The following is a 20,066-nucleotide window of genomic DNA, read 5'->3' as shown; positions in this document are numbered from 1 at the left end:
AGTAGTGTTTTGCTATTTGATTGTTCGGTTAAATCGGTGCTGCTTTCGGCGCCGCCGGATCGGCAGCCGGCGCCGGCGACATTGCCGGGGTCACCACCGGTGTCGCCGCCGGGGCAGTTGCTGGCGTCACCGCCGGCGTCATCGCCGGCAGCGCCTGGGCCGGCACGATCGGCTCGACCTTGACCTTGACCTGGGTCGACGGCATGTCGGCCTGCTTCTCGATCTTCGGCGCCGACGCGGCGCGTTCCTGGTCGGCGTTCTTGCATTCGTTGGCCAGTTGGCGGTTCAGCTTCGAGTCGAGCAGCATGCCCTTGGCCGGGATGCCGATCCAGATCAGGCCGAACGTCTTGTTCTCGAAGCGCTGCGCGCCGGTGGTGGTGCCGATGCGGTCGAGGCGATGGATCCGCTTCTTCCAGCGCAGCGCGATGTGCGAGTCGTCCTTGTCGTTGGCGAAGATGGTCAGCTTGTTGCCAAGTTCGCAGTTGTAGTCGGACGTGACGGTATCGGTAATGTCGGCGTCCGGACCGTCGGGGATAGCCGCGTCGTCCGCTTTCGGGTGCGCGCGCTGTTTCGGTTCGGCCTTCGCTTTCGCCTTGACGGCTTTGGCCGGCTTCTTGTCGTCGGCGGCAAATGCCGCCGGCATGGTCAGCAGGCTTGCAGCGGCCAGCGCGAAACCGCAGGCGGCCAGGGATTTGGACAATAGTGTGGTCATGTTAGATAGGTTCCGGTTGGGAGTCTTGGTTGACCATCGCCGCCGCGGCATCCGGCAAGGCCAGGCCGGCCAGTCTGGCGCGTTGCAAAACCGTCCAGTAGTAGCGATAGCTGGCGCGGTCGTGCAGCCGGCCATGCTGGGCAATAGGGCCCCAGTTTGCGTTGATGGCTTCGGTAAGGATGTTGGTCGCTTCGTTCACTTCCGACACGCGCGGTGTGAAAGCCTTGATGATCGGCTTGATCTGGTTCGGATGAATGCTCCACATGCGCGTGAAACCGAATTCTGCGCCAGCGCGCTGGGCATCGTTGGCGACCAGCGCGGTGTCCTTGATTTCGGTCGTCACATTATGCGACGGTACCTTGCCGTGCGCGTGACATGCCGCAACGATCTCCAGCTTTGCGCGCACGACCAGCGGGTGTGCGAACTGGCCTGGCGTGCGCATCGCGTTGCCGGGAATGGCGCCGTAATGGGCCGACACAAAATCCATGATGCCAAACGACAGGCACTCGACCTGCGCCAGCGCGGCGATGTCCCAGCAATCGCGCAAGGCGCCGTGGGTTTCGATCAGCACGTGGATGGGCAGCGCGGCGCGCCCCGCCGGCACGGCGTAGCGGTTGACAAATTCGATCATGCGCACGACGTCGGCCAGGTTCTGCGCTTTCGGCAGCGCGATGTAGGCGAGCTTGCCGGCGCAGGCGCCGACGATGGTGGCGACGTCGCCGGCAAAATGCGCGCTGGCGCTGTCGTGCACGCGCACGCCGATGCGGCCAAAGCGGTTCGCTTCGTCGTTGACCAGCGTGGCCACCAGCTGCGCATGCTCGTTCTCCGCGCCGGCGGCGGCGCCGTCCTCGCAGTCGAAGGTGATGTCGAACAGGGCGCCGAGTTCCTGCTGCAGCGCCAGCGACTTGCGCATCAGCTTTTCGGAGCCGGCGTAGTGGTCACAGGCCGGCAGCAGCAATGGCTGGCGTTTGCCGTGGAATAGGACTGCGGAAGGGTGCATGGATGTTCTTTTAGATGCCGCGTGCGGCAGTGCTTGCGTTACAGCTTCAGATACAGCAGCGCCCGTGCCGCTCGGGGCGGCACGGCGCGTGCGGCGAACTGGTGGGCTGTCAGGCGCCACGAATCTGCCGCGGGGTTCGCTTAGGCCAGCAAATGGGCAACGCCGTCGCGCTCTTCGGTCAGTTCCTTGAGCGTCAGGTTGATGCGCTCTTGCGAGAACTCGTCGATGGACAGGCCCTGGACGATGGTGTACTCGCCATTTTCAACCGTGACCGGGAAGCCGAACATGGTCTCTTTCGGAATGCCGTACGAGCCGTCCGACGCGATGCCCATCGTGGTCCACTTGCCGCCGGTGCCGAGGTGCCAGTCGTGCATGTGGTCGATCGCCGCGTTGGCCGCCGATGCTGCCGACGACAGGCCGCGCGCTTCGATGATGGCGCCGCCGCGCTTGCCCACGGTCGGCAGGAACGTGTCGCGGTTCCAGGCGTCGTCGTTGATCGTCTCTTTGACCGACTGGCCGTCGATGGTGGCGAAACGGTAGTCGGCGTACATCGTCGGCGAGTGGTTGCCCCACACGCACAGCTTCTCGATCGACGCGACCGGCTTGCCGGTCTTGGCGGCGATCTGCGACAGCGCGCGGTTGTGGTCCAGGCGCAGCATGGCGGTGAAGTTCTTGGCCGCCAGCGACGGCGCCGATTTCATGGCGATGTAGGCGTTGGTGTTGGCCGGATTGCCCACCACCAGTACCTTGACGTTGCGCGAAGCGACGGCGTCGAGCGCCTTGCCCTGCACCGTGAAGATCTGGGCGTTCGCTTCCAGCAGGTCCTTGCGTTCCATGCCTGGGCCGCGCGGACGGGCGCCGACCAGCAGCGCGAAGTCGGCGTCCTTGAACGCGGTCATCGGGTCAGCGTGGGCGGTCATGCCGGCCAGCAGCGGGAAGGCGCAGTCGTCCACTTCCATCATCACGCCCTTGAGCGCTTTCTGGGCTTTCTCGTCAGGGATTTCCAGCAGTTGCAGGATGACCGGCTGGTCTTTGCCGAGCATGTCGCCGTTGGCGATGCGAAACAGCAGCGAGTAGCCGATCTGGCCGGCGGCGCCGGTAACGGCAACACGCATTGGGGTTTTAGCCATGAGAATCTCCAAAGTGGGAAAGAAATCGGTCGATGCCGAGGATACGCTTGTTCGGGCAAACTGCAATCATACCAAAACCGAACGCCTTTCGGCCGCTGCAGAGGAGGGCCGTGCAAGGTCCGCGCGTGTCGGATCGACCGCTACTGTAGGCTGCGCTGGCCCATCTGTCAATTTATATCATATGTCTTATATAAGACATCTAATCTACTGGACGGCGCCGGGCAATTGTGTTGAAATCTTGGTCTATGAACCCACTTCCGTCCCATCCGCCAGGCGATGGCAGCGCGCCCAACGGGACCGGCGGTTCGACTGCCGGCGCCGCTGCACTGCCCACCTTCAGCCCCCTGTACCAGCAGATCAAGGCGCTGATCACGCAAAGCTTGCAGTCTGGCGAGTGGAAGCCGGGCGAACTCATTCCCAGCGAAGTCGAACTGGCCGCCCGTTTCAAGGTCAGCCAGGGCACGGTGCGCAAGGCCATCGACGAGCTGGCGGCGGAAAACCTCGTCATGCGGCGCCAGGGCAAGGGCACCTTCGTCTCGACCCACCATGAAGAACGCGCCCACTTCCGCTTCCTGCGCCTGATGCCCGACGCCGGCGTGCCGCACCATCCCGACAACCGCATCCTCGACGTGCGGCGCCAGAGCGCGCCGGCCGAAGTGGCGCAGCTGCTGAGCCTGAAGTCGGGCGATGCCGTCATCTTCATCAAGCGCCTGATGTCGTTCGACGGCGCCCCCACCATCCTCGAGGAGCTGTGGCTGCCCGGGGCGATCTTCAAGGGCCTGACCGCCGAGCGGCTCGACCAGTACAAGGGACCGATGTACGGCCTGTTCGAGTCGGAATTCGGCACCCGCATGATCCGCGCGTCGGAAAGGATCCGCGCCGTCGGCGCCGACGCCGGCGCCGCCGAGCTGCTCGGCGTGGCCGAGGGCACGCCGCTGCTGTGCGCCGAGCGCGTCTCGTTTACCTACGGCGACAAGGCGGTCGAACTGCGCCGCGGGCTGTACCTGACGGCGTACCACCACTACCAGAACGACCTGTCGTAGCGCTGCCGCGGCGCGAAGGAGGGCACTTCCGGCCCGTCGCGCCGGTCTGACAGATGCGGATGGGAGGGGCGAAAGGGAGCGGGTCACGCGCCTGCAGGAATGCGCTGTTGGTATTAAAATAGGTTGGTTTTGAGAAAAAGAACCGATATCGCGATTTAGATATTGGTGCGGTGCATGAAATCGGCGAAAATTGCGTTTTCTAATTTTGTTCAGTCAGTTTAAGGGAGGTGTAGTCATGTCCGAAGCCGTGAGAGAGGTCCCAAAAAAACAGCGGCCGCAATTTCGTAACATCCACGTTACCGAGTTGTCGAATTACCGCATGACGATGGCGTCGATCGTCTCGATCCTGCACCGCATCAGCGGTTTCCTGATCTTCGCATCGCTGCCGCTGATCCTCTACATGTTCCAGCAGAGCCTGCTGTCGGAAGACACCTTCAAGTACTTCGCCGGCATCGCCTCCCATCCGCTGGTCAAGCTGATCATCCTGGCGCTGTGCTGGGCCTACTTCCACCACTTCGCCGCCGGCGTGCGCCACCTGTTCATGGACGTTCACTTCGCGCTCGACAAAGAGTCGTCGCGCCAGAGCGCCGTCGCCGTCCTCGCGATCAGCCTGTTCCTCACTGTCGTCACCGCCCTCAAATTGTTCGGAGTATTCTGAGATGGCTCACAATAACAACATCGGCCCAAAGCGCCTCGTCGTCGGCGCCCACTACGGCCTGCGCGACTGGCTGGCCCAGCGCGTCACCGCCATCGTCATGGCGACCTACACCTTCACCTTGCTGTTCGCTTTCCTGAGCGGCAACAATTTCACCTATGAAGGCTGGGCCGGCCTGTTCGCCGCCCAGTGGTTCAAGCTGTTTAGTCTGGTGACCTTCGCGGCGCTGTTCTACCACGCCTGGGTCGGCATGCGCGACATCTGGATGGACTATGTCAAATCGGTCGGCCTGCGCCTGACCCTGCAAATCATCTGCATCGTGTGGCTGGTCGTCTGCGCCGCCTGGACCGTACAAATACTCTGGAGTGTGTAACCGTGGCAGCTACTAAAACTGCAATTCCTACCCGCCGCTTCGACGCGGTCATCATCGGCGCCGGCGGTTCCGGCATGCGCGCTTCGCTGCAGCTGGCCGAAGCCGGCCTGAACGTGGCGGTGCTGTCGAAAGTGTTCCCGACCCGCTCGCACACCGTGGCGGCGCAGGGCGGCATCGGCGCCTCGCTCGGCAACATGAGCGAGGACGACTGGTACTGGCACATGTTCGACACCGTCAAGGGCGGCGACTACCTGGGCGACCAGGATGCGATCGAATTCATGTGCCGCGAAGCGCCGAAGGTCGTCTACGAGCTCGAGCACTTCGGCATGCCGTTTGACCGCAATCCCGACGGCACCATTTACCAGCGTCCGTTTGGCGGCCACACCGCCAACTTCGGCGAAAAGCCGGTCCAGCGCGCCTGCGCCGCGGCCGACCGTACCGGCCACGCGATGCTGCACACGCTGTATCAGCGCAACGTGCGCGCGCGCACCCAGTTCTTCGTCGAATGGATGGCGCTGGACCTGATCCGCGACGCCGACGGCGACATCATCGGCGTTGTCGCGCTCGAGATGGAAACGGGCGAGTGCATGATCCTCGAAGCGAAAACGACGATCATGGCCACCGGCGGCGCGGGACGCATTTTCGCCGCCTCGACCAACGCCTTCATCAACACCGGCGACGGCATGGGCATGGCCGCGCGCGCCGGCCTGCCGCTGCAGGACATGGAATTCTGGCAGTTCCACCCGACCGGCGTCTCCGGCGCCGGCGTGCTGATCACTGAAGGCGTGCGCGGCGAAGGCGGCATCCTGATCAACAGCAACGGCGAGCGCTTCATGGAGCGTTACGCGCCGACGCTGAAAGACCTGGCGCCGCGCGACTTCGTGTCGCGTTCGATGGACCAGGAAATCAAGGAAGGCCGCGGCTGCGGTCCGAACAAGGACCACGTGCTGCTCGACCTGCGCCACATCGGCGCCGAGACGATCGCCAAGCGTTTGCCGTCGATCCTCGAAATCGGTCACAAGTTCGCCAACGTCGACGCCACCAAGGAACCGATTCCGGTCGTGCCGACGATTCACTACCAGATGGGCGGCATCCCGACCAACATCCACGGCCAGGTCGTCGCACCAAAGGACGGCAACCCGGTGGCAGTGGTCAATGGCCTGTACGCGATCGGCGAGTGCGCCTGCGTATCGGTGCACGGCGCCAACCGCCTCGGCACCAACTCGCTGCTCGACCTGCTGGTGTTCGGCCGCGCGGCCGGCAACCATGTCGTCGCCTCGAACCTGAAGCAGAAGGACAACAAGCCGCTGCCGGCCGGCGCCGCCGAGTACGCGATGAACCGCCTCAATGCGTTGGAAAATTCGACCGGCGGCGAGCGTGTGCAAGATGTCGCCAACGACATTCGCGCCGCCATGCAGAAATACTGCGGCGTATTCCGTACCGACGAGCTGCTCAAGCAAGGCTTCGATGCCATCATGAAGCTCGACGCGCGCGTCAAGAACGTTTCGTTCAAGGACAAGTCGAAGGTATTCAACACCGCCCGCGTCGAAGCGCTCGAACTCGACAACCTGATCGAAACGGCCAAGGCGACCATCTCCTCGGCCGTGGCGCGCAAGGAATCGCGCGGCGCCCACGCCCACAGCGACTTCCCTGCACGCGACGACGAAGTGTGGATGAAGCACACGCTGTGGTTCTCGCAAGGCAACCGCCTCGAGTACAAGCCGGTGATCACCAAGCCGCTGACGGTCGACACATTCAAGCCAAAAGCTCGTACCTTTTAAAAGATTGCGGATAAGTGCTGCTCACCGGAGGTGGGCTGCCCTGACCCCAACTAGTTAGGAACAGAACATGACACGCACAGTAAAACTGAAAATCTACCGCTACGATCCGGACACGGACGCCAAGCCGTACATGCAGGACGTCACCGTCGAACTGCAGGACAACGACAAGATGCTGCTCGACGCGCTGCAGCGCATCAAGTCCGACGTCGACGACTCGCTGTCGCTGCGCCGCTCGTGCCGCGAAGGCGTCTGCGGTTCCGACGCGATGAACATCAACGGCAAGAACGGCCTGGCCTGCACCACCAACCTGAACGAACTGACCCAGCCGATCGTGCTGCGTCCGCTGCCAGGCTTGCCGGTGATCCGCGACCTGATCGTCGACATGACGCAGTTTTTCAAGCAGTACGATTCGATCAAGCCGTACCTGGTCAACGCATCGATCCCGCCGGAAAAAGAGCGCCTGCAAACGCCTGAACAGCGCGAAGAGTTAGACGGCCTGTACGAGTGCATCCTGTGCGCTTGCTGCTCGACGTCGTGCCCGTCGTTCTGGTGGAATCCGGACAAGTTCGTCGGCCCGGCCGGCCTGCTGCAAGCCTACCGCTTCATCGCCGACAGCCGCGACGAAGACACCGGCGCGCGCCTGGACAATCTGGAAGATCCGTACCGCCTGTTCCGCTGCCACTCGATCATGAACTGCGTCGACGTCTGCCCTAAAGGATTAAATCCTAACAAGGCGATCGGCAAGATCAAGGAACTGATGGTCCGCCGCGCCGTGTAATACGGCAATATGAATATAGTAATACTACCGTACTGCCGAATCAGGGCCGGCGGAGTATGATGTTGACCCAAACGACGGACTCTAGTGTGACTACGCATCAATCCGACCCGGCCAACCGCGCCCGCCTGCGCTGGCGCGCCCGCCGGGGACTGCTCGAAAACGACCTGATCCTGACGCGCTTTCTCGACGCGCACGAGGAGACGCTGAGCGATGATGATGTCGATGCACTGACGCGCTTGCTCGATCTGGCGGACCACCCGCTGATGGATCTGATCCTGTCGCGCGCCGAGCCTGAAGGCGAGCTTGATGTGCCGCACGTGCGCGCCCTGGTGGCGCGGCTGCGGCAAGCGTAGGACCAGATTCGTAATTTAATTGTAGACCCGCATCCATGAAGGAAGTGCCATGAATATCTCCGATACCAAAGCCACACTGTCGTTCTCCGATGGCAGCGCCGCGATCGACATGCCGATCTACAAAGGCACGGTAGGCCCGGACGTCATCGACATCCGCAAGCTGTACGGCCAGACCGGCAAGTTCACGTACGACCCAGGCTTCATGTCGACGGCCGCCTGTAATTCGGCGATCACCTACATCGACGGCGACAAGGGCGAGCTGCAATACCGTGGCTACCCGATCGAGCAGCTGGCGGAGAACTGCGACTTCCTCGACACCTGCTACCTGTTGCTGAACGGCGAACTGCCGAACGCCGAGCAGAGCAAGACGTTCGACGAGACCGTCACCAAGCACACGATGGTGCACGAGCAGATGCAGTTTTTCTTCCGCGGTTTCCGCCGCGACGCGCACCCGATGTCGGTACTGGTCGGCACCGTCGGTGCGCTGGCGTCGTTCTATCACGACTCGCTCGACATCAACGACCCGCATCACCGCGAAGTGTCGGCCATCCGTCTGATCGCCAAGATGCCGACGCTGGTCGCGATGGCGTACAAGTATTCGCTCGGCCAGCCGTTCATCTACCCGCGCAACGACCTGTCGTACAGCGCCAACTTCATGCGCATGATGTTTGCCAATCCGTGCGAAGAGTATGTCGTCAACGACGTGCTGGTGCGCGCGCTCGACCGCATCCTGATCCTGCATGCCGACCACGAGCAGAACGCGTCGACGTCGACGGTTCGCCTGGCCGGCTCGTCGGGCGCCAACCCGTTCGCTTGCATCGCAGCCGGCATCGCCTGCCTGTGGGGCCCGGCGCACGGCGGCGCCAACGAAGCGGCCTTGACGATGCTGAAGGAAATCGGCAGCGTCGAGAACATCCCGGCCTTCATCGACAAGGTGAAAGACAAGAATTCCGGCGTCAAGCTGATGGGCTTCGGTCACCGCGTCTACAAGAACTTCGACCCGCGCGCCAAGCTGATGCGCGAAACCTGCCACGAGGTGCTCGACGAGCTCGGCCTGCACGACGACCCGTTGTTCAAGCTGGCCATGGCGCTGGAAAAAATCGCGCTGGAAGACGACTACTTCGTGTCGCGCAAGCTGTACCCGAACGTCGACTTCTACTCGGGCATCGTGCAGTCGGCGCTGGGCATTCCAGTATCGCTGTTTACCGGTATCTTCGCGATGGCCCGCACGGTTGGCTGGATCGCCCAGTGGAACGAGATGATCGCCGATCCGGAGCAGAAGATCGGCCGTCCGCGCCAGCTGTTCATCGGTTCGCCGAAGCGCGACGTGCAGCCGATCGACAAGCGCTGATCGCGTTTGCCGCATCAAGAAAAGCGAGCTTCGGCTCGCTTTTTTAATGGATATGATTTACCGCGGTAAGGTGCGCAAAGTGCGCGGTGATGAAGCTCGCTATGCGTATGAAGCAGATGGGGCGAACGCTCCATGATAGGACGGTCATCACGATGTTTGCATTCCGTCTTCCCGCTGGGATAGAAGCTCGGCTTGACGCACTCGCCAAGCGCACCGGCCGTTCGAGCGGATGCGGGCTGCGACTGCAGCGGTCAGACCCCCGCCGCCCGGATGAGAATTTCCCAACGTTGTAGGTGTACAATCTTTTGATTCCACAACACTTTTCTGTCGAATCGAGGATTGTATGAAGACATTGGTTTCATTGCTCGCCGCACTGCTGCTGAGCGTTTGCACTGTCGCCGCTGCCGCGCCGCCAGCGTCGTATTTCTCCACCCACGGACGCACCGATGTGCTGAGCGGCGGCGTCAGGATGATTCCGATTTCCACGCCGAAGGGAACCTTCAACGTCTGGACCAAGCGGGTCGGCAACAACCCGACCATCAAGGTGTTGCTGCTGCACGGCGGCCCAGGCATGACGCACGAATATTTCGAAGCGTTCGACAGCTTCTTCCCCGGCGCCAGCATCGAGTACTACTATTACGACCAGCTCGGTTCGTTCTACAGCGACCAGCCGGACGACCCGTCGCTGGTGAACCTGCCGCGCTACGTCGATGAAGTCGAGCAGGTCCGCCAGGCGCTCGGCCTCGACCGCAAGAATTTCTTCGTGCTGGGCCACTCATGGGGCGGCATCCTGGCCATCGAGTACGCGCTGAAGTATCCGCAGAACCTGAAGGGCGTCATCGTGTCCAACATGATGGCCAGCATCCCGGCCTATAACGTGTACGCCGAGAAGGTGCTGATGCCGGCGATGGACCAGAAGGTGCTGGCCGAGGTCAAGCAGCTCGAGGCGCAAGGCAAGTACGAAGACCCGCGCTACATGGAGTTGCTGATGCCGCATCACTACGCCCACCACGTGCTGCGCATGGCGCCGGACAAGTGGCCCGAGCCGGTGCTGCGCTCAACCAGGCATATGAACCCGAAAGTGTATATTCCGATGCAGGGTCCGAGCGAACTGGGCGCCAGCGGCGCGCTGCTTGACTGGGACCGCGTGGCGGACCTGCCGAACATCAAAGTGCCGCTGCTGTCGATCGGCGCCCGTCACGACACGATGGATCCGGCCCACATGAAGATGATCGCCGCCAAGGTCAAGCGCGGGCGCTACCTGTATCTTCCTGACGGCAGCCACATGTCGATGTACGACGATCAGCAGAAATATTTCGACGGCGTCATCCGCTTCCTGCGCGACGTCGACGCCGGCCGCCTCTAAAAGGAACTGCAATGAAACGACTGATCCTGGCGTGCTGCCTGTTGCTCGCAAGCGTCGCCGGCCTGGCGCAGCCGGCCGATGCGGCGCTCAAGAAGCAGGTCAACGCTTTCGTCGACGAGTGGCACGACGACGCCGCCAACGCGCGCCTGGCCTTCTTCGACAAGATTGCCAAGGACGGCGTCTACATCGGCACCGACAAGACCGAGCTGTGGCACCGCGATGAATTCAAGGTGTGGGCCAAGCGTTTCTTCGAACGCAAATCGGCGTGGACGTTCAAGGCCATCAAGCGTAACGTGTATGCGTCGGCCGACAAGCACATCATCTGGTTCGACGAATTGCTCGACACGCAGATGGGCATCTGCCAGGCCAGCGGCGTGATCCACCGCACGGCCACCGGCTTCGAAATCGAGCACTATCAGCTCTCGATTGCGGTTCCCAACGACGTCGCCGGCGAAGTCACCAAGCTCATCAAGGAATTCGAGGCGAAGCCACCGGCGGCGAAATAGCATCAGGAGTTTCGACTTGCCCACCCGACCTGCCTACACCGGCCGATTCGCGCCATCGCCCACAGGTCCGCTGCACGCCGGCTCGATGGTGGCCGCGCTCGCCAGCTATCTCGACGCGCGCGCCCATCACGGCCGCTGGCTGGTGCGCGTCGAAGACGTCGATGAAGGCCGCAGCGTGGCCGGCGCCGCGGACGACATGCTGGGACTGCTGCACCAGCTCGGCATGCAATGGGACGGCGACGTGGTCTGGCAAAGTCGCCGCGGCGCGCTGTACCAGGCAGCCGTCGACCAGCTCGGCGCACACGCCTATCCGTGCGGCTGCAATCGCCGCGAAATTGCCGACTCGCGCCTCGGTACCGCGCCGGACGGCTCGGCCATCTATCCGGGCACCTGCCGCGCCGGACTTGGCGCCGGCAAGAGCATGCGCAGCCTGCGCTTGCGGGTGCCCGACGCGGGCGCCGACCTGATTGAATTTACCGACCGCTTTGCCGGCCCCATCGCGCACCACCTGACGCAGGACGCCGGCGACTTCGTCCTCAAGCGCGCCGACGGCTTCTGGGCATACCAGCTCGCCGTGGTGGTCGACGACGCGCAGCAGGGCGTTACCGATATTGTGCGCGGCGCCGATCTGCTTGACTCCACGCCGCGCCAGATCTACCTGCAACGCCTGCTCGGCGTGCCGACGCCGCGCTACCTGCATGCGCCGGTGCTGCGCAACGAAGGCGGCGAGAAGCTGTCGAAACAGACGGGCGCTGTCGCAGTGGCGCCGCGCAACGAGGCCGAAGCGGTCGCGGTGCTGCTTGCCGCCGCGCGCGGGCTCGGCCTGCCGCTCGAGCGCGCCGAATCGCTGGCCGCGTTCTGGCGCGCCGCCGTGCCGGCATGGGCGGTGCTGCTGCAAGGTCGCGCAGACGAGTTGTGCGACTAAAATGCTTGGGAACGGGCATGATGCTGCAAAGAAAAAAGGAGCTGCATGAATACCAACTATGTCGTCGTGCCACTGTTGCTCGCATGCGGCGTCGCGTCGGCGCAGGATGTCTCGCTGCTGGCCGGCAGTCTCGACAACACGATGGTGGATAGACGTTCGTTCGCCGCCCAGCTCGGCTTTTCGCAACGCTTCAGTCCCTACACGTCGGTCGGCGCCGAGTACTTCAACGAAGGCCATCCGAGCAAGCATCACCGCGACGGCTTGACGGCGCAGTTCTGGCTGCACACGCCGATCCCCGAACGGGGCGTCTCGTTTGGCGTCGGCTTTGGCCCGTACTATTTCTTCGATACCACCACCGGTCTCGGCCAGGCCAGCGACTACCGCAACGTGCATGGCTCGGGCAGCATGACGAGCGTCAACATGAAGTGGCACCTGGCGCAGCGCACCTATCTTGAAATGCGTTTTAACCATGTCGCCGCGCAAGGCCGGGGCGATTCGAACAGTCTGCTCTTCGGCATGGGCTACGAACTGCGCGACGTCCCCGACCATGTGCGCGACCTCAATCAGGAGCCGGGCGACGGCCTGCTGATGCTCCAGTTCGGGCAAGCCATCGTCAACAGTTTTGAATCGGAACGCGCCCGCGCGATGGGAATCGAGTACCGCGGCACCGTCACCCAGAACATGGAGTGGAGCACGTCTTACCTCAACGAGGGACGCATCGGCCTCGCTGAGCGCAAGGGCCTCACCGCACAGCTGTGGCTGCTGCGGCCGTTCACCGACCGCACCGTGATCGAGCTGGGCGTTGGCGGCTACCTGATGCGCGACCGCATCGACCGCTACGAACCGACGGAAGATTCGAACACCAAGCTGGTGCCGATCGTGTCGATCGGCGCGCGCTACCGGCTCAGTCCCGACTGGCGCGCGCAGCTGAGCTGGAGCCGCGTGGTCACCTCATACCATCGCGATTCCGACGTGCTGCTGCTCGGCATCGGCAAGGTGTTTTAAGCTGCGCGCATGGCGCTAAGCCGACTCCGTCTTCTTGACCTTCGGATTCTTCATGATGGTGATCGCGCCGTCGGCCTCGAGAAACGCGCACTGCATCTCCTCCAGCGAGCAGTCCGCCTCACGCAGCGCTTCTTCCAGGTCGGATGGGCCGAGCCGCAGTTCCTTCACCACCTTGTCGAAAAACTTGCCGTCGCGGCCAAGCAGCACCGCGGTGCCGTCGACTAAGTCGGAGATCTTGCGGCTGCGCGACGACGCCAGCGCCACCACCATGTTCAGCACGATGAGGGTGGCCGCGATGATCAGGCCGCCCGCCAGCGAATCGTCGCCGCCCGACAGCGAATTCGATACCGCTTCGCTCAGCAGCATGACCACGAGCAGGTCGAACGGCGTGAACTGGCCAACTGTGCGCCGGCCCGACACGCGCACCATCGCCAGCAGCACGATATAGACGACCGCTCCGCGCACGATAAATTCCCACCAGGGCAGGTCCATGTCGAACATACGCGCCTCCGTAGAATGTTTGACATATTGTAAAGATTTTTCACGCAGGCGGTTTTCAACAGTGCGCGCTAACGTCGCGCGATACGCCCGGACCGTCTACTTGTCGCGATCGAGGATCGCCTGGATCTGTTCACGTTCCTGCTGGGTGACGTGCCCGCGCAGCGCAGCGAGCACCAGGTCCTTGCCGGAACCGGAAAACGCCTTGTGGATCAGGTCCTTGATCAGGCTGGTCTGCGCAAATGTGAACTGGCGCTGCCGTAAAAAAGGTGAGCGCAATGACAACAACGTGGCACCGCGACCAATTTTTACGGCGTAGCTCGCCGGTGTCTCATCGGAGAAAGTGATGTTGCGTTACAATATGGCGTGCTATTCTGAAGGGCTTTCCCAAGAATTCCGCAGTAGTAAATGTCCTTCCCCACAACTTGATGTGCAATCCGCTAACCGGTCAGGCCGTGTCGCGGAAGGTTAGATTAACCCGCCAATTTCGCGAAGCGCGAATGAAAGGTGAGCAAGATGATGCAGAAACAGCTAGCCAACTCGTATCTGTTCGGCGGCAACGCGCCGTACGTGGAAGATCTATACGAGAACTACCTCGACAATCCTGGCTCGGTGCCGGAAAACTGGCGCTCCTACTTCGACGCCATGCAGAACGTGCCTGCGGTCGACGGTTCGAACAAGCCGGATGTGGTCCACTCCTCCGTGATCGCTTCGTTCGCCGAGCGCGCCAAGGCCGGCCCGATCCGCGTCGTCGCCGCTTCCGCCGACGCCGAAATGGGACGCAAGCGCGTCGCCGTCACCCAGCTGATCGCCGCTTACCGCTACCTCGGTTCGCAATGGGCGAACCTGGATCCGCTGCAGCGCCAGGAGCGCCCGGAAATACCGGAACTGCAGCCGGGCTTTTACGGCTTCACCGATGCCGACATGGACATCGTTTTCAACATCAGCAATACCTACTTCGGCCAGGAGACGGCGTCGCTGCGCGACCTGCTCAACTTCCTGCGCGACACCTACTGCCGCGCCATCGGCGCCGAGTTCATGTACATCAGCGACCCGGCCGAAAAGCGCTGGTTGCAGGAAAAGCTCGAATCGATCCGCTCGACCCCTAACTTCAGCGCCGAGAAAAAGCTGCACATCCTCGATCGCCTGACCGCGGCCGAAGGCCTCGAGCGCTACCTGCACACCAAGTACGTCGGCCAGAAGCGCTTCTCGCTGGAAGGCTCGGAGACGTTCATCGCCTCGATCGACGAGACGATCCAGCGCGCCGGCGAAAACGGCGTGCAGGAAATCGTCATCGGCATGGCCCACCGCGGCCGCCTGAACGTGCTGGTCAACACCCTCGGCAAGTCGCCGCAGGACCTGTTCGAAGAATTCGAAGGCAAGCACGGCGACGACCTGCCGTCGGGCGACGTCAAGTACCACCAGGGCTTCTCGAGCGATATCTCGACCGCCGGCGGCCCGGTCCACCTGTCGCTCGCTTTTAATCCTTCCCACCTCGAGATCGTCAACCCGGTCGTCGAAGGCTCGGTCAAGGCGCGCATGGACCGCCGCGGCGACAAGATCGGCTCGCAAGTGCTGCCGATCCTGGTGCACGGCGACGCCGCATTCGCCGGCCAGGGCGTGGTAATGGAGACGCTGAACCTGGCGCAAACGCGCGGTTACGGCACCGGCGGCACCGTCCACATCGTCATCAACAACCAGATCGGCTTCACCACTTCGGACCCGCGCGATGCCCGCTCGACCCTGTACTGCTCCGACGTCGTCAAGATGATCGAAGCGCCGGTCCTGCACATCAACAGCGACGACCCGGAAGCGGTCGTACTGGCGACCCAGATCGCGATGGACTACCGCGTGCAGTTCAAGAAGGACATCGTCCTCGACATCGTCAGCTACCGCAAGCTCGGCCACAACGAGCAGGACACCCCGGCGCTGACGCAGCCGCTGATGTACAAGAAGATCGCCCAGCATCCCGGCACCCGCAAGCTGTACGCCGACAAGCTGGCAGCGCAGGGCACCATCGCCGCCGACACCGGCGACAAGATGGTCGCCGCCTTCCGCGATGCGATGGACGCCGGCAAGCACACGGTCGACCCGGTCATCTCGAACTTCAAGAACAAGTACGCCGTCGACTGGCTGCCGTTCCTCAACAAGAAGTGGACCGACAGCGCCGACACCGCCGTGCCGATGACCGAACTCAAACGCCTGGCCCAGCGCATCACCACCGTGCCGGAAGAATTCAAGGTCCACTCGCTGGTCGAGAAAGTGCTGGGCGACCGCGCCACCATGGGCCGCGGCGAGATGAACCTCGACTGGGGCATGGGCGAGCACCTCGCCTACGCGTCGCTGGTCTCGTCCGGCTACGCGATCCGCCTGACCGGGCAGGATGCCGGGCGCGGCACCTTCGTGCACCGCCACGCGGTACTGCACGACCAGAACCGCGAGCGCTGGGATGCCGGCACCTACGTGCCGCTGGCGAACGTGTCGGAAACGCAGGCGCCGTTCACCGTGATCGACTCGGTGCTGTCGGAAGAAGCGGTGCTCGCGTTCGAATACGGCTACTCGACCGCCGAACCGAACACCTTGACCATCTGGGAAGCGCAGTTCGGCGATTTTGCCAACGGCGCCCAGGTCGTCATCGACCAGTTCATCAGCTCCGGCGAAGTCAAATGGGGCCGCGCCTCCGGCCTGGTGATGATGCTGCCGCACGGTTACGAAGGCCAGGGCCCGGAGCACTCGTCCGCGCGTCCCGAGCGCTTCCTGCAGCTGTGCGCCGACAACAACATGCAAGTGGTGCAGCCGACGTCGGCGTCGCAGATCTTCCACCTGCTGCGCCGCCAGATGGTGCGCCAGTTCCGGAAACCGCTCGTTATCATGACGCCGAAGTCGCTGCTGCGTAACAAGGACGCCGGCTCGCCGCTGTCGGACCTGGCCAAGGGCGCGTTCCAGACCGTCATCGGCGAAGTCGATGACAAGATCGACGCCAAGAAGGTCAAGCGCGTGATCGCCTGCTCCGGCAAGGTCTACTACGACCTGGTCAACGCCCGCAAGACGCGTGGACAGGTCGACACCGCCATCATCCGTGTCGAGCAGCTCTATCCGTTCCCGCACAAGGCGTTCGCCGCAGAACTGAAGAAGTTCTCGAACGCGACCGAGCTGGTATGGGCGCAGGACGAGCCGCAGAACCAGGGTCCGTGGTTCCAGATCCAGCACAATATCTTCGAAAGCCTGGAATCGGGTCAGCGCCTCGCGTATGCGGGCCGCCCGGCGTCGGCCTCGCCTGCGGTCGGTTACTACGACAAGCACTACGCGCAGCAGAAGGATTTGCTGGAGACGGCATTCTCGAAACTCAAGGGTTTCGTCCTGACCAAGTAAGCACGGCGCGCCCCGTCCCAGGCGGGGCGCCGCACATATAACAAGATACGGAGTTTTTCATGGCACAAATCGAAGTCAAGGTTCCACAACTGTCGGAGTCGGTAGCAGAAGCGACCATGCTTTCATGGCACAAGAAAGTCGGCGAGCCGGTCACGCGCGACGAAAATCTGATCGACATCGAAACCGACAAGGTGGTTCTTGAACTGCCGGCGCCGGCCACCGGCGTGATCGTCCAGATCATCAAGGGCGACGGCACCACCGTCGTTGCCGGCGAAGTCATCGCCATCATCGACACCGAAGCCGGCGTGATGGTCAGCCCGATTCCGATTTCCAGCGTCTCGACGCCGAACGCACCGGTGGCGCAAGCTCCGGCCGAAACCGCGCCGACGCCGTCGAAAGGCGACATCGCCATGCCGGCCGCGGCCAAGATCCTGGCCGATAACGCCATGACCACCAGCCAGGTGTCGGGCACCGGTAAAGATGGCCGCGTGACCAAGGGCGACGTGCTCGGCGCGATCGCCGGCGGCGTCAAGCCTGCTGGCCAGGCGCATGCGCCTGGCGCGCCCCTGACTTCTGTAGCAGTGGCCGCCAGACCGCAGCTGCAGCAGGTTGCAGCTCCCGCCGCGGCCAGCCTGGGCGACCGCCCGGAAGAGCGCGTGCCGATGAGCCGCCTGCGTGCCCGTATCGCCGAGCGTTTGCTGCAGTCGCAGTCGACCAACGCGATCCTGACCACGTTCAATGAAGTGAACATGCAGCCGGTGATCGACCTGCGCAACAAGTACAAGGACAAGTTCGAGAAAGAGCACGGCGTCAAGCTCGGCTTCATGTCGTTCTTCGTCAAGGCGGCCGTCGCGGCGCTGAAGAAGTACCCGGTCATCAACGCCTCGGTCGACGGCAACGACATCGTCTACCACGGCTACTTCGACATCGGCATCGCGGTCGGCTCGCCGCGCGGCCTGGTGGTGCCGATCCTGCGTAACGCCGATCAGATGTCGATCGCCGAGATCGAAAAGAAGATCGGCGAATTCGGCGCCAAGGCCAAGGAAGGCAAGCTCACGCTCGACGACCTGACCGGCGGCACCTTCTCGATCTCGAACGGCGGCATCTTCGGCTCGATGCTGTCGACCCCGATCATCAACCCGCCGCAGTCGGCCATCCTCGGCGTGCATGCGACCAAGGACCGCGCGGTCGTCGAAAACGGCCAGGTGGTGGTCCGTCCGATGAACTACCTGGCGATGTCGTACGATCACCGCATCATCGACGGCCGCGAAGCTGTCCTTGGCCTGGTCGCCATGAAGGAAGTGCTGGAAGATCCATCGCGCCTGCTGCTGGACCTGTAACAGCTGATGCTTGAGCCGAACCTGCGCGCTGCTTGCAGCGCGTGCCAATGTCCGTTTTTGAGAGGTAGTCGTGATGAATGTCTCCGATGAAATCAAGCGTTTGCACGAACTGCACCTGGCCGGCGCGCTGACCGACGCCGAATTCGAGCGCGCCAAGGCCAACGCCCTGGGCGGCGCCGTCAATCTCGACAAGACGTCGGACCGGCCGTCGACCGGCGGCGACGACCTCGTCGCCGAACTCGGTGCGCTGCGCCGTTCGCGCAGCGACCGCTGGCTGGGCGGCGTCTGCGGCGGCATCGGCAAGGCGTCCGGCATCGAGTCGTGGATCTGGCGCCTGATGTTCGTGCTGTGCACCGTCTTTATCGGTTTCGGCCTGCTGGTCTATCTCCTGATGTGGATTTTCGTCCCCGAAGAATAAAAGGAATTTCAATCAATGAGCACTTCCAAACAATTTGACGTCGTCGTCATCGGCGCCGGACCTGGCGGCTACATCGCCGCCATCCGCGCCGCTCAACTGGGCTTTTCGGTCGCCTGTATCGATGAATGGGTCAACGCCAAGGGCGGCCCCGCGCCAGGCGGCACCTGCACCAACGTCGGCTGCATTCCGTCGAAGGCGCTGCTGCAGTCGTCCGAACACTTCGAACACGCCGGCCACGGTTTCAAGGACCACGGCATCGACGTCGCCGGCCTGACCTTGAACCTGCCGCAGATGTTGAAGCGCAAGGACGTCGTCGTCAAACAGAACAATGAAGGCATCCTGTTCCTGTTCAAGAAAAACAAGGTCACCTTCTTCCACGGCCGCGGCGCCTTTGCCGGCACAGCTGTTGGCGGCTACAGCATCAGCGTCACCGGCGCCAACGCCGACACGCTCGCCGCCAAGCACGTGATCGTCGCCACCGGCTCCAACGCGCGCGAACTGCCCGGCGCACCGTTCGACGAAAAGCTGATCCTGTCGAACAGCGGCGCGCTCGCCATCGACGCGGTGCCGGCCAAGCTGGGCGTCATCGGCGCCGGCGTCATCGGCCTCGAGATGGGCAGCGTATGGCGCCGCCTCGGCGCCGACGTCACGATCCTCGAAGGCCTGCCGACGTTCCTCGGCGCGGTCGACGAGCAGATCGCCAAGGAAGCGCACAAGCTGTTTACCAAGCAGGGCCTGAAGGTGAGCCTCGGCTGCAAGATCGGCCAGATCACGCCAGGCGCGAACAACGTCACGGTCGAATACGCCGACGCCGCGGGCGCCGCGCAGACGGCCGTCTTCGACAAGCTGATCATCTCGATCGGCCGCGTGCCGAACACGATCGGCCTGAACGCCGAATCGGTCGGCCTCAAGCTCGATGAGCGCGGCTTCGTCGCCGTCGACGACGACTGCAAGACCAGCTTGCCGAATGTGTGGGCGGTGGGCGACGTCGTGCGCGGCCCGATGCTGGCGCACAAGGCCGAAGAAGAGGGCGTCGCGGTTGCCGAGCGCATCGCCGGCCAGCACGGCCACGTCAACTTCAACACGGTGCCGTGGGTGATCTACACGTCGCCGGAAATCGCCTGGGTCGGCCAGACCGAGCAGCAGCTCAAGGCGGCCAACGTCGCCTACAAGGCCGGCACGTTCCCGTTCATGGCGAACGGGCGCGCGCGCGCGCTGGGCGACACGTCGGGCATGGTCAAGGTGCTGGCCGACGCCACCACCGACGAAATCCTCGGCGTGCACATCGTCGGTCCGATGGCCTCCGAGCTGATCTCGGAAGCGGTCGTGGCGATGGAGTTCCGCGCCTCGTCGGAAGACATCGCCCGTATCTGCCACGCGCACCCGTCGCTGTCGGAGTCGACCAAGGAAGCCATGCTCGCCGTCGACAAGCGTTCGCTCAACTTCTGATAGTCCCCCAC

Annotated in this window: 20 protein-coding genes; 15 read left to right on the top strand and 5 right to left on the bottom strand. The window is 63.1% G+C overall.

The features are described from left to right. Positions 1-28 precede the first annotated feature (28 nt). From ACP7DD_RS11025 to ACP7DD_RS11015, 3 genes are all read right to left on the bottom strand, one after another. Positions 29-712, bottom strand: coding sequence for a hypothetical protein (locus tag ACP7DD_RS11025; protein ID WP_426174852.1), 684 nt, complete (start codon positions 710-712; stop codon positions 29-31). A 1-nt stretch (position 713) separates the two neighbouring features. After that, entirely contained in the window at positions 714-1,712 is a 999-nt protein-coding gene (locus tag ACP7DD_RS11020; protein ID WP_426174851.1) for an HpcH/HpaI aldolase/citrate lyase family protein, read from the bottom strand. A 140-nt stretch (positions 1,713-1,852) separates the two neighbouring features. Continuing rightward, positions 1,853-2,842: a malate dehydrogenase gene (locus ACP7DD_RS11015; RefSeq protein WP_426174850.1), complete on the bottom strand. Its 990-nt coding sequence runs from the start codon at positions 2,840-2,842 to the stop codon at positions 1,853-1,855. A 245-nt stretch (positions 2,843-3,087) separates the two neighbouring features. Between ACP7DD_RS11015 and ACP7DD_RS11010 the strand changes: the two genes are divergently transcribed. The 11 genes from ACP7DD_RS11010 (at position 3,088) to ACP7DD_RS10960 (ending at position 12,978) form a co-directional block, all read left to right on the top strand. Then, positions 3,088-3,885, top strand: a complete 798-nt coding sequence (locus tag ACP7DD_RS11010) for a GntR family transcriptional regulator (protein ID WP_426174849.1) — start codon at positions 3,088-3,090, stop codon at positions 3,883-3,885. 235 nt (positions 3,886-4,120) lie between these two features. After that, complete coding sequence (gene sdhC, locus ACP7DD_RS11005) at positions 4,121-4,543, top strand: succinate dehydrogenase, cytochrome b556 subunit (RefSeq protein WP_426174848.1); 423 nt, start codon at positions 4,121-4,123, stop codon at positions 4,541-4,543. Position 4,544: 1 nt separating this feature from the next. Continuing rightward, complete coding sequence (sdhD, locus tag ACP7DD_RS11000; protein ID WP_426174847.1) at positions 4,545-4,913, top strand: succinate dehydrogenase, hydrophobic membrane anchor protein; 369 nt, start codon at positions 4,545-4,547, stop codon at positions 4,911-4,913. A gap of 2 nt (positions 4,914-4,915) precedes the next feature. Continuing rightward, positions 4,916-6,694 (top strand): succinate dehydrogenase flavoprotein subunit, encoded by a 1,779-nt coding sequence (gene sdhA / locus ACP7DD_RS10995; protein ID WP_426174846.1) that lies wholly within the window; start codon positions 4,916-4,918, stop codon positions 6,692-6,694. A gap of 67 nt (positions 6,695-6,761) precedes the next feature. Beyond that, positions 6,762-7,472: a succinate dehydrogenase iron-sulfur subunit gene (locus ACP7DD_RS10990; RefSeq protein ID WP_426174845.1), complete on the top strand. Its 711-nt coding sequence runs from the start codon at positions 6,762-6,764 to the stop codon at positions 7,470-7,472. Positions 7,473-7,531: 59 nt separating this feature from the next. After that, positions 7,532-7,825, top strand: coding sequence for a succinate dehydrogenase assembly factor 2 (locus tag ACP7DD_RS10985; protein WP_426174888.1), 294 nt, complete (start codon positions 7,532-7,534; stop codon positions 7,823-7,825). A gap of 49 nt (positions 7,826-7,874) precedes the next feature. Next, positions 7,875-9,176, top strand: a complete 1,302-nt coding sequence (locus tag ACP7DD_RS10980; RefSeq protein WP_426174844.1) for a citrate synthase — start codon at positions 7,875-7,877, stop codon at positions 9,174-9,176. 343 nt (positions 9,177-9,519) lie between these two features. Continuing rightward, on the top strand, positions 9,520-10,542 hold the full coding sequence (locus tag ACP7DD_RS10975; RefSeq protein ID WP_426174843.1) for a proline iminopeptidase-family hydrolase: 1,023 nt from the start codon (positions 9,520-9,522) through the stop codon (positions 10,540-10,542). A gap of 11 nt (positions 10,543-10,553) precedes the next feature. After that, positions 10,554-11,048: a nuclear transport factor 2 family protein gene (locus tag ACP7DD_RS10970; RefSeq protein ID WP_426174842.1), complete on the top strand. Its 495-nt coding sequence runs from the start codon at positions 10,554-10,556 to the stop codon at positions 11,046-11,048. 16 nt (positions 11,049-11,064) lie between these two features. Next, complete coding sequence (gene gluQRS / locus ACP7DD_RS10965; RefSeq protein ID WP_426174841.1) at positions 11,065-11,973, top strand: tRNA glutamyl-Q(34) synthetase GluQRS; 909 nt, start codon at positions 11,065-11,067, stop codon at positions 11,971-11,973. Positions 11,974-12,018: 45 nt separating this feature from the next. Then, on the top strand, positions 12,019-12,978 hold the full coding sequence (locus ACP7DD_RS10960; protein WP_426174840.1) for a hypothetical protein: 960 nt from the start codon (positions 12,019-12,021) through the stop codon (positions 12,976-12,978). Between the two features lie 15 nt (positions 12,979-12,993). Here the strand turns inward: ACP7DD_RS10960 and ACP7DD_RS10955 are convergent, their stop codons facing one another. Then, entirely contained in the window at positions 12,994-13,479 is a 486-nt protein-coding gene (locus tag ACP7DD_RS10955; RefSeq protein WP_426174839.1) for a DUF421 domain-containing protein, read from the bottom strand. A 96-nt stretch (positions 13,480-13,575) separates the two neighbouring features. Continuing rightward, complete coding sequence (locus tag ACP7DD_RS10950; protein WP_426174838.1) at positions 13,576-13,755, bottom strand: hypothetical protein; 180 nt, start codon at positions 13,753-13,755, stop codon at positions 13,576-13,578. 237 nt (positions 13,756-13,992) lie between these two features. Here ACP7DD_RS10950 and ACP7DD_RS10945 point away from each other — a divergent pair, with 237 nt between their 5' ends. The 4 genes from ACP7DD_RS10945 (at position 13,993) to lpdA (ending at position 20,055) form a co-directional block, all read left to right on the top strand. Then, positions 13,993-16,848 (top strand): 2-oxoglutarate dehydrogenase E1 component, encoded by a 2,856-nt coding sequence (locus ACP7DD_RS10945; RefSeq protein ID WP_426174837.1) that lies wholly within the window; start codon positions 13,993-13,995, stop codon positions 16,846-16,848. A gap of 59 nt (positions 16,849-16,907) precedes the next feature. Further along, positions 16,908-18,188, top strand: coding sequence for a 2-oxoglutarate dehydrogenase complex dihydrolipoyllysine-residue succinyltransferase (gene odhB, locus ACP7DD_RS10940; RefSeq protein ID WP_426174836.1), 1,281 nt, complete (start codon positions 16,908-16,910; stop codon positions 18,186-18,188). A 73-nt stretch (positions 18,189-18,261) separates the two neighbouring features. Continuing rightward, positions 18,262-18,606 carry a PspC domain-containing protein gene (locus ACP7DD_RS10935; RefSeq protein WP_426174887.1) on the top strand — a complete coding sequence of 115 codons (345 nt, stop codon included), beginning with the start codon at positions 18,262-18,264 and terminating at the stop codon, positions 18,604-18,606. Positions 18,607-18,621: 15 nt separating this feature from the next. Next, positions 18,622-20,055, top strand: coding sequence for a dihydrolipoyl dehydrogenase (lpdA, locus tag ACP7DD_RS10930; protein WP_426174835.1), 1,434 nt, complete (start codon positions 18,622-18,624; stop codon positions 20,053-20,055). The last annotated feature ends 11 nt before the right edge of the window (positions 20,056-20,066 follow it).

The sequence above is a fragment of the Massilia sp. TWR1-2-2 genome (genome assembly GCF_049897565.1).
In the GTDB taxonomy this organism is placed as follows: domain Bacteria; phylum Pseudomonadota; class Gammaproteobacteria; order Burkholderiales; family Burkholderiaceae_D; genus JAFCUW01.
This window is presented reverse-complemented; position numbering and strand designations above follow the sequence as displayed.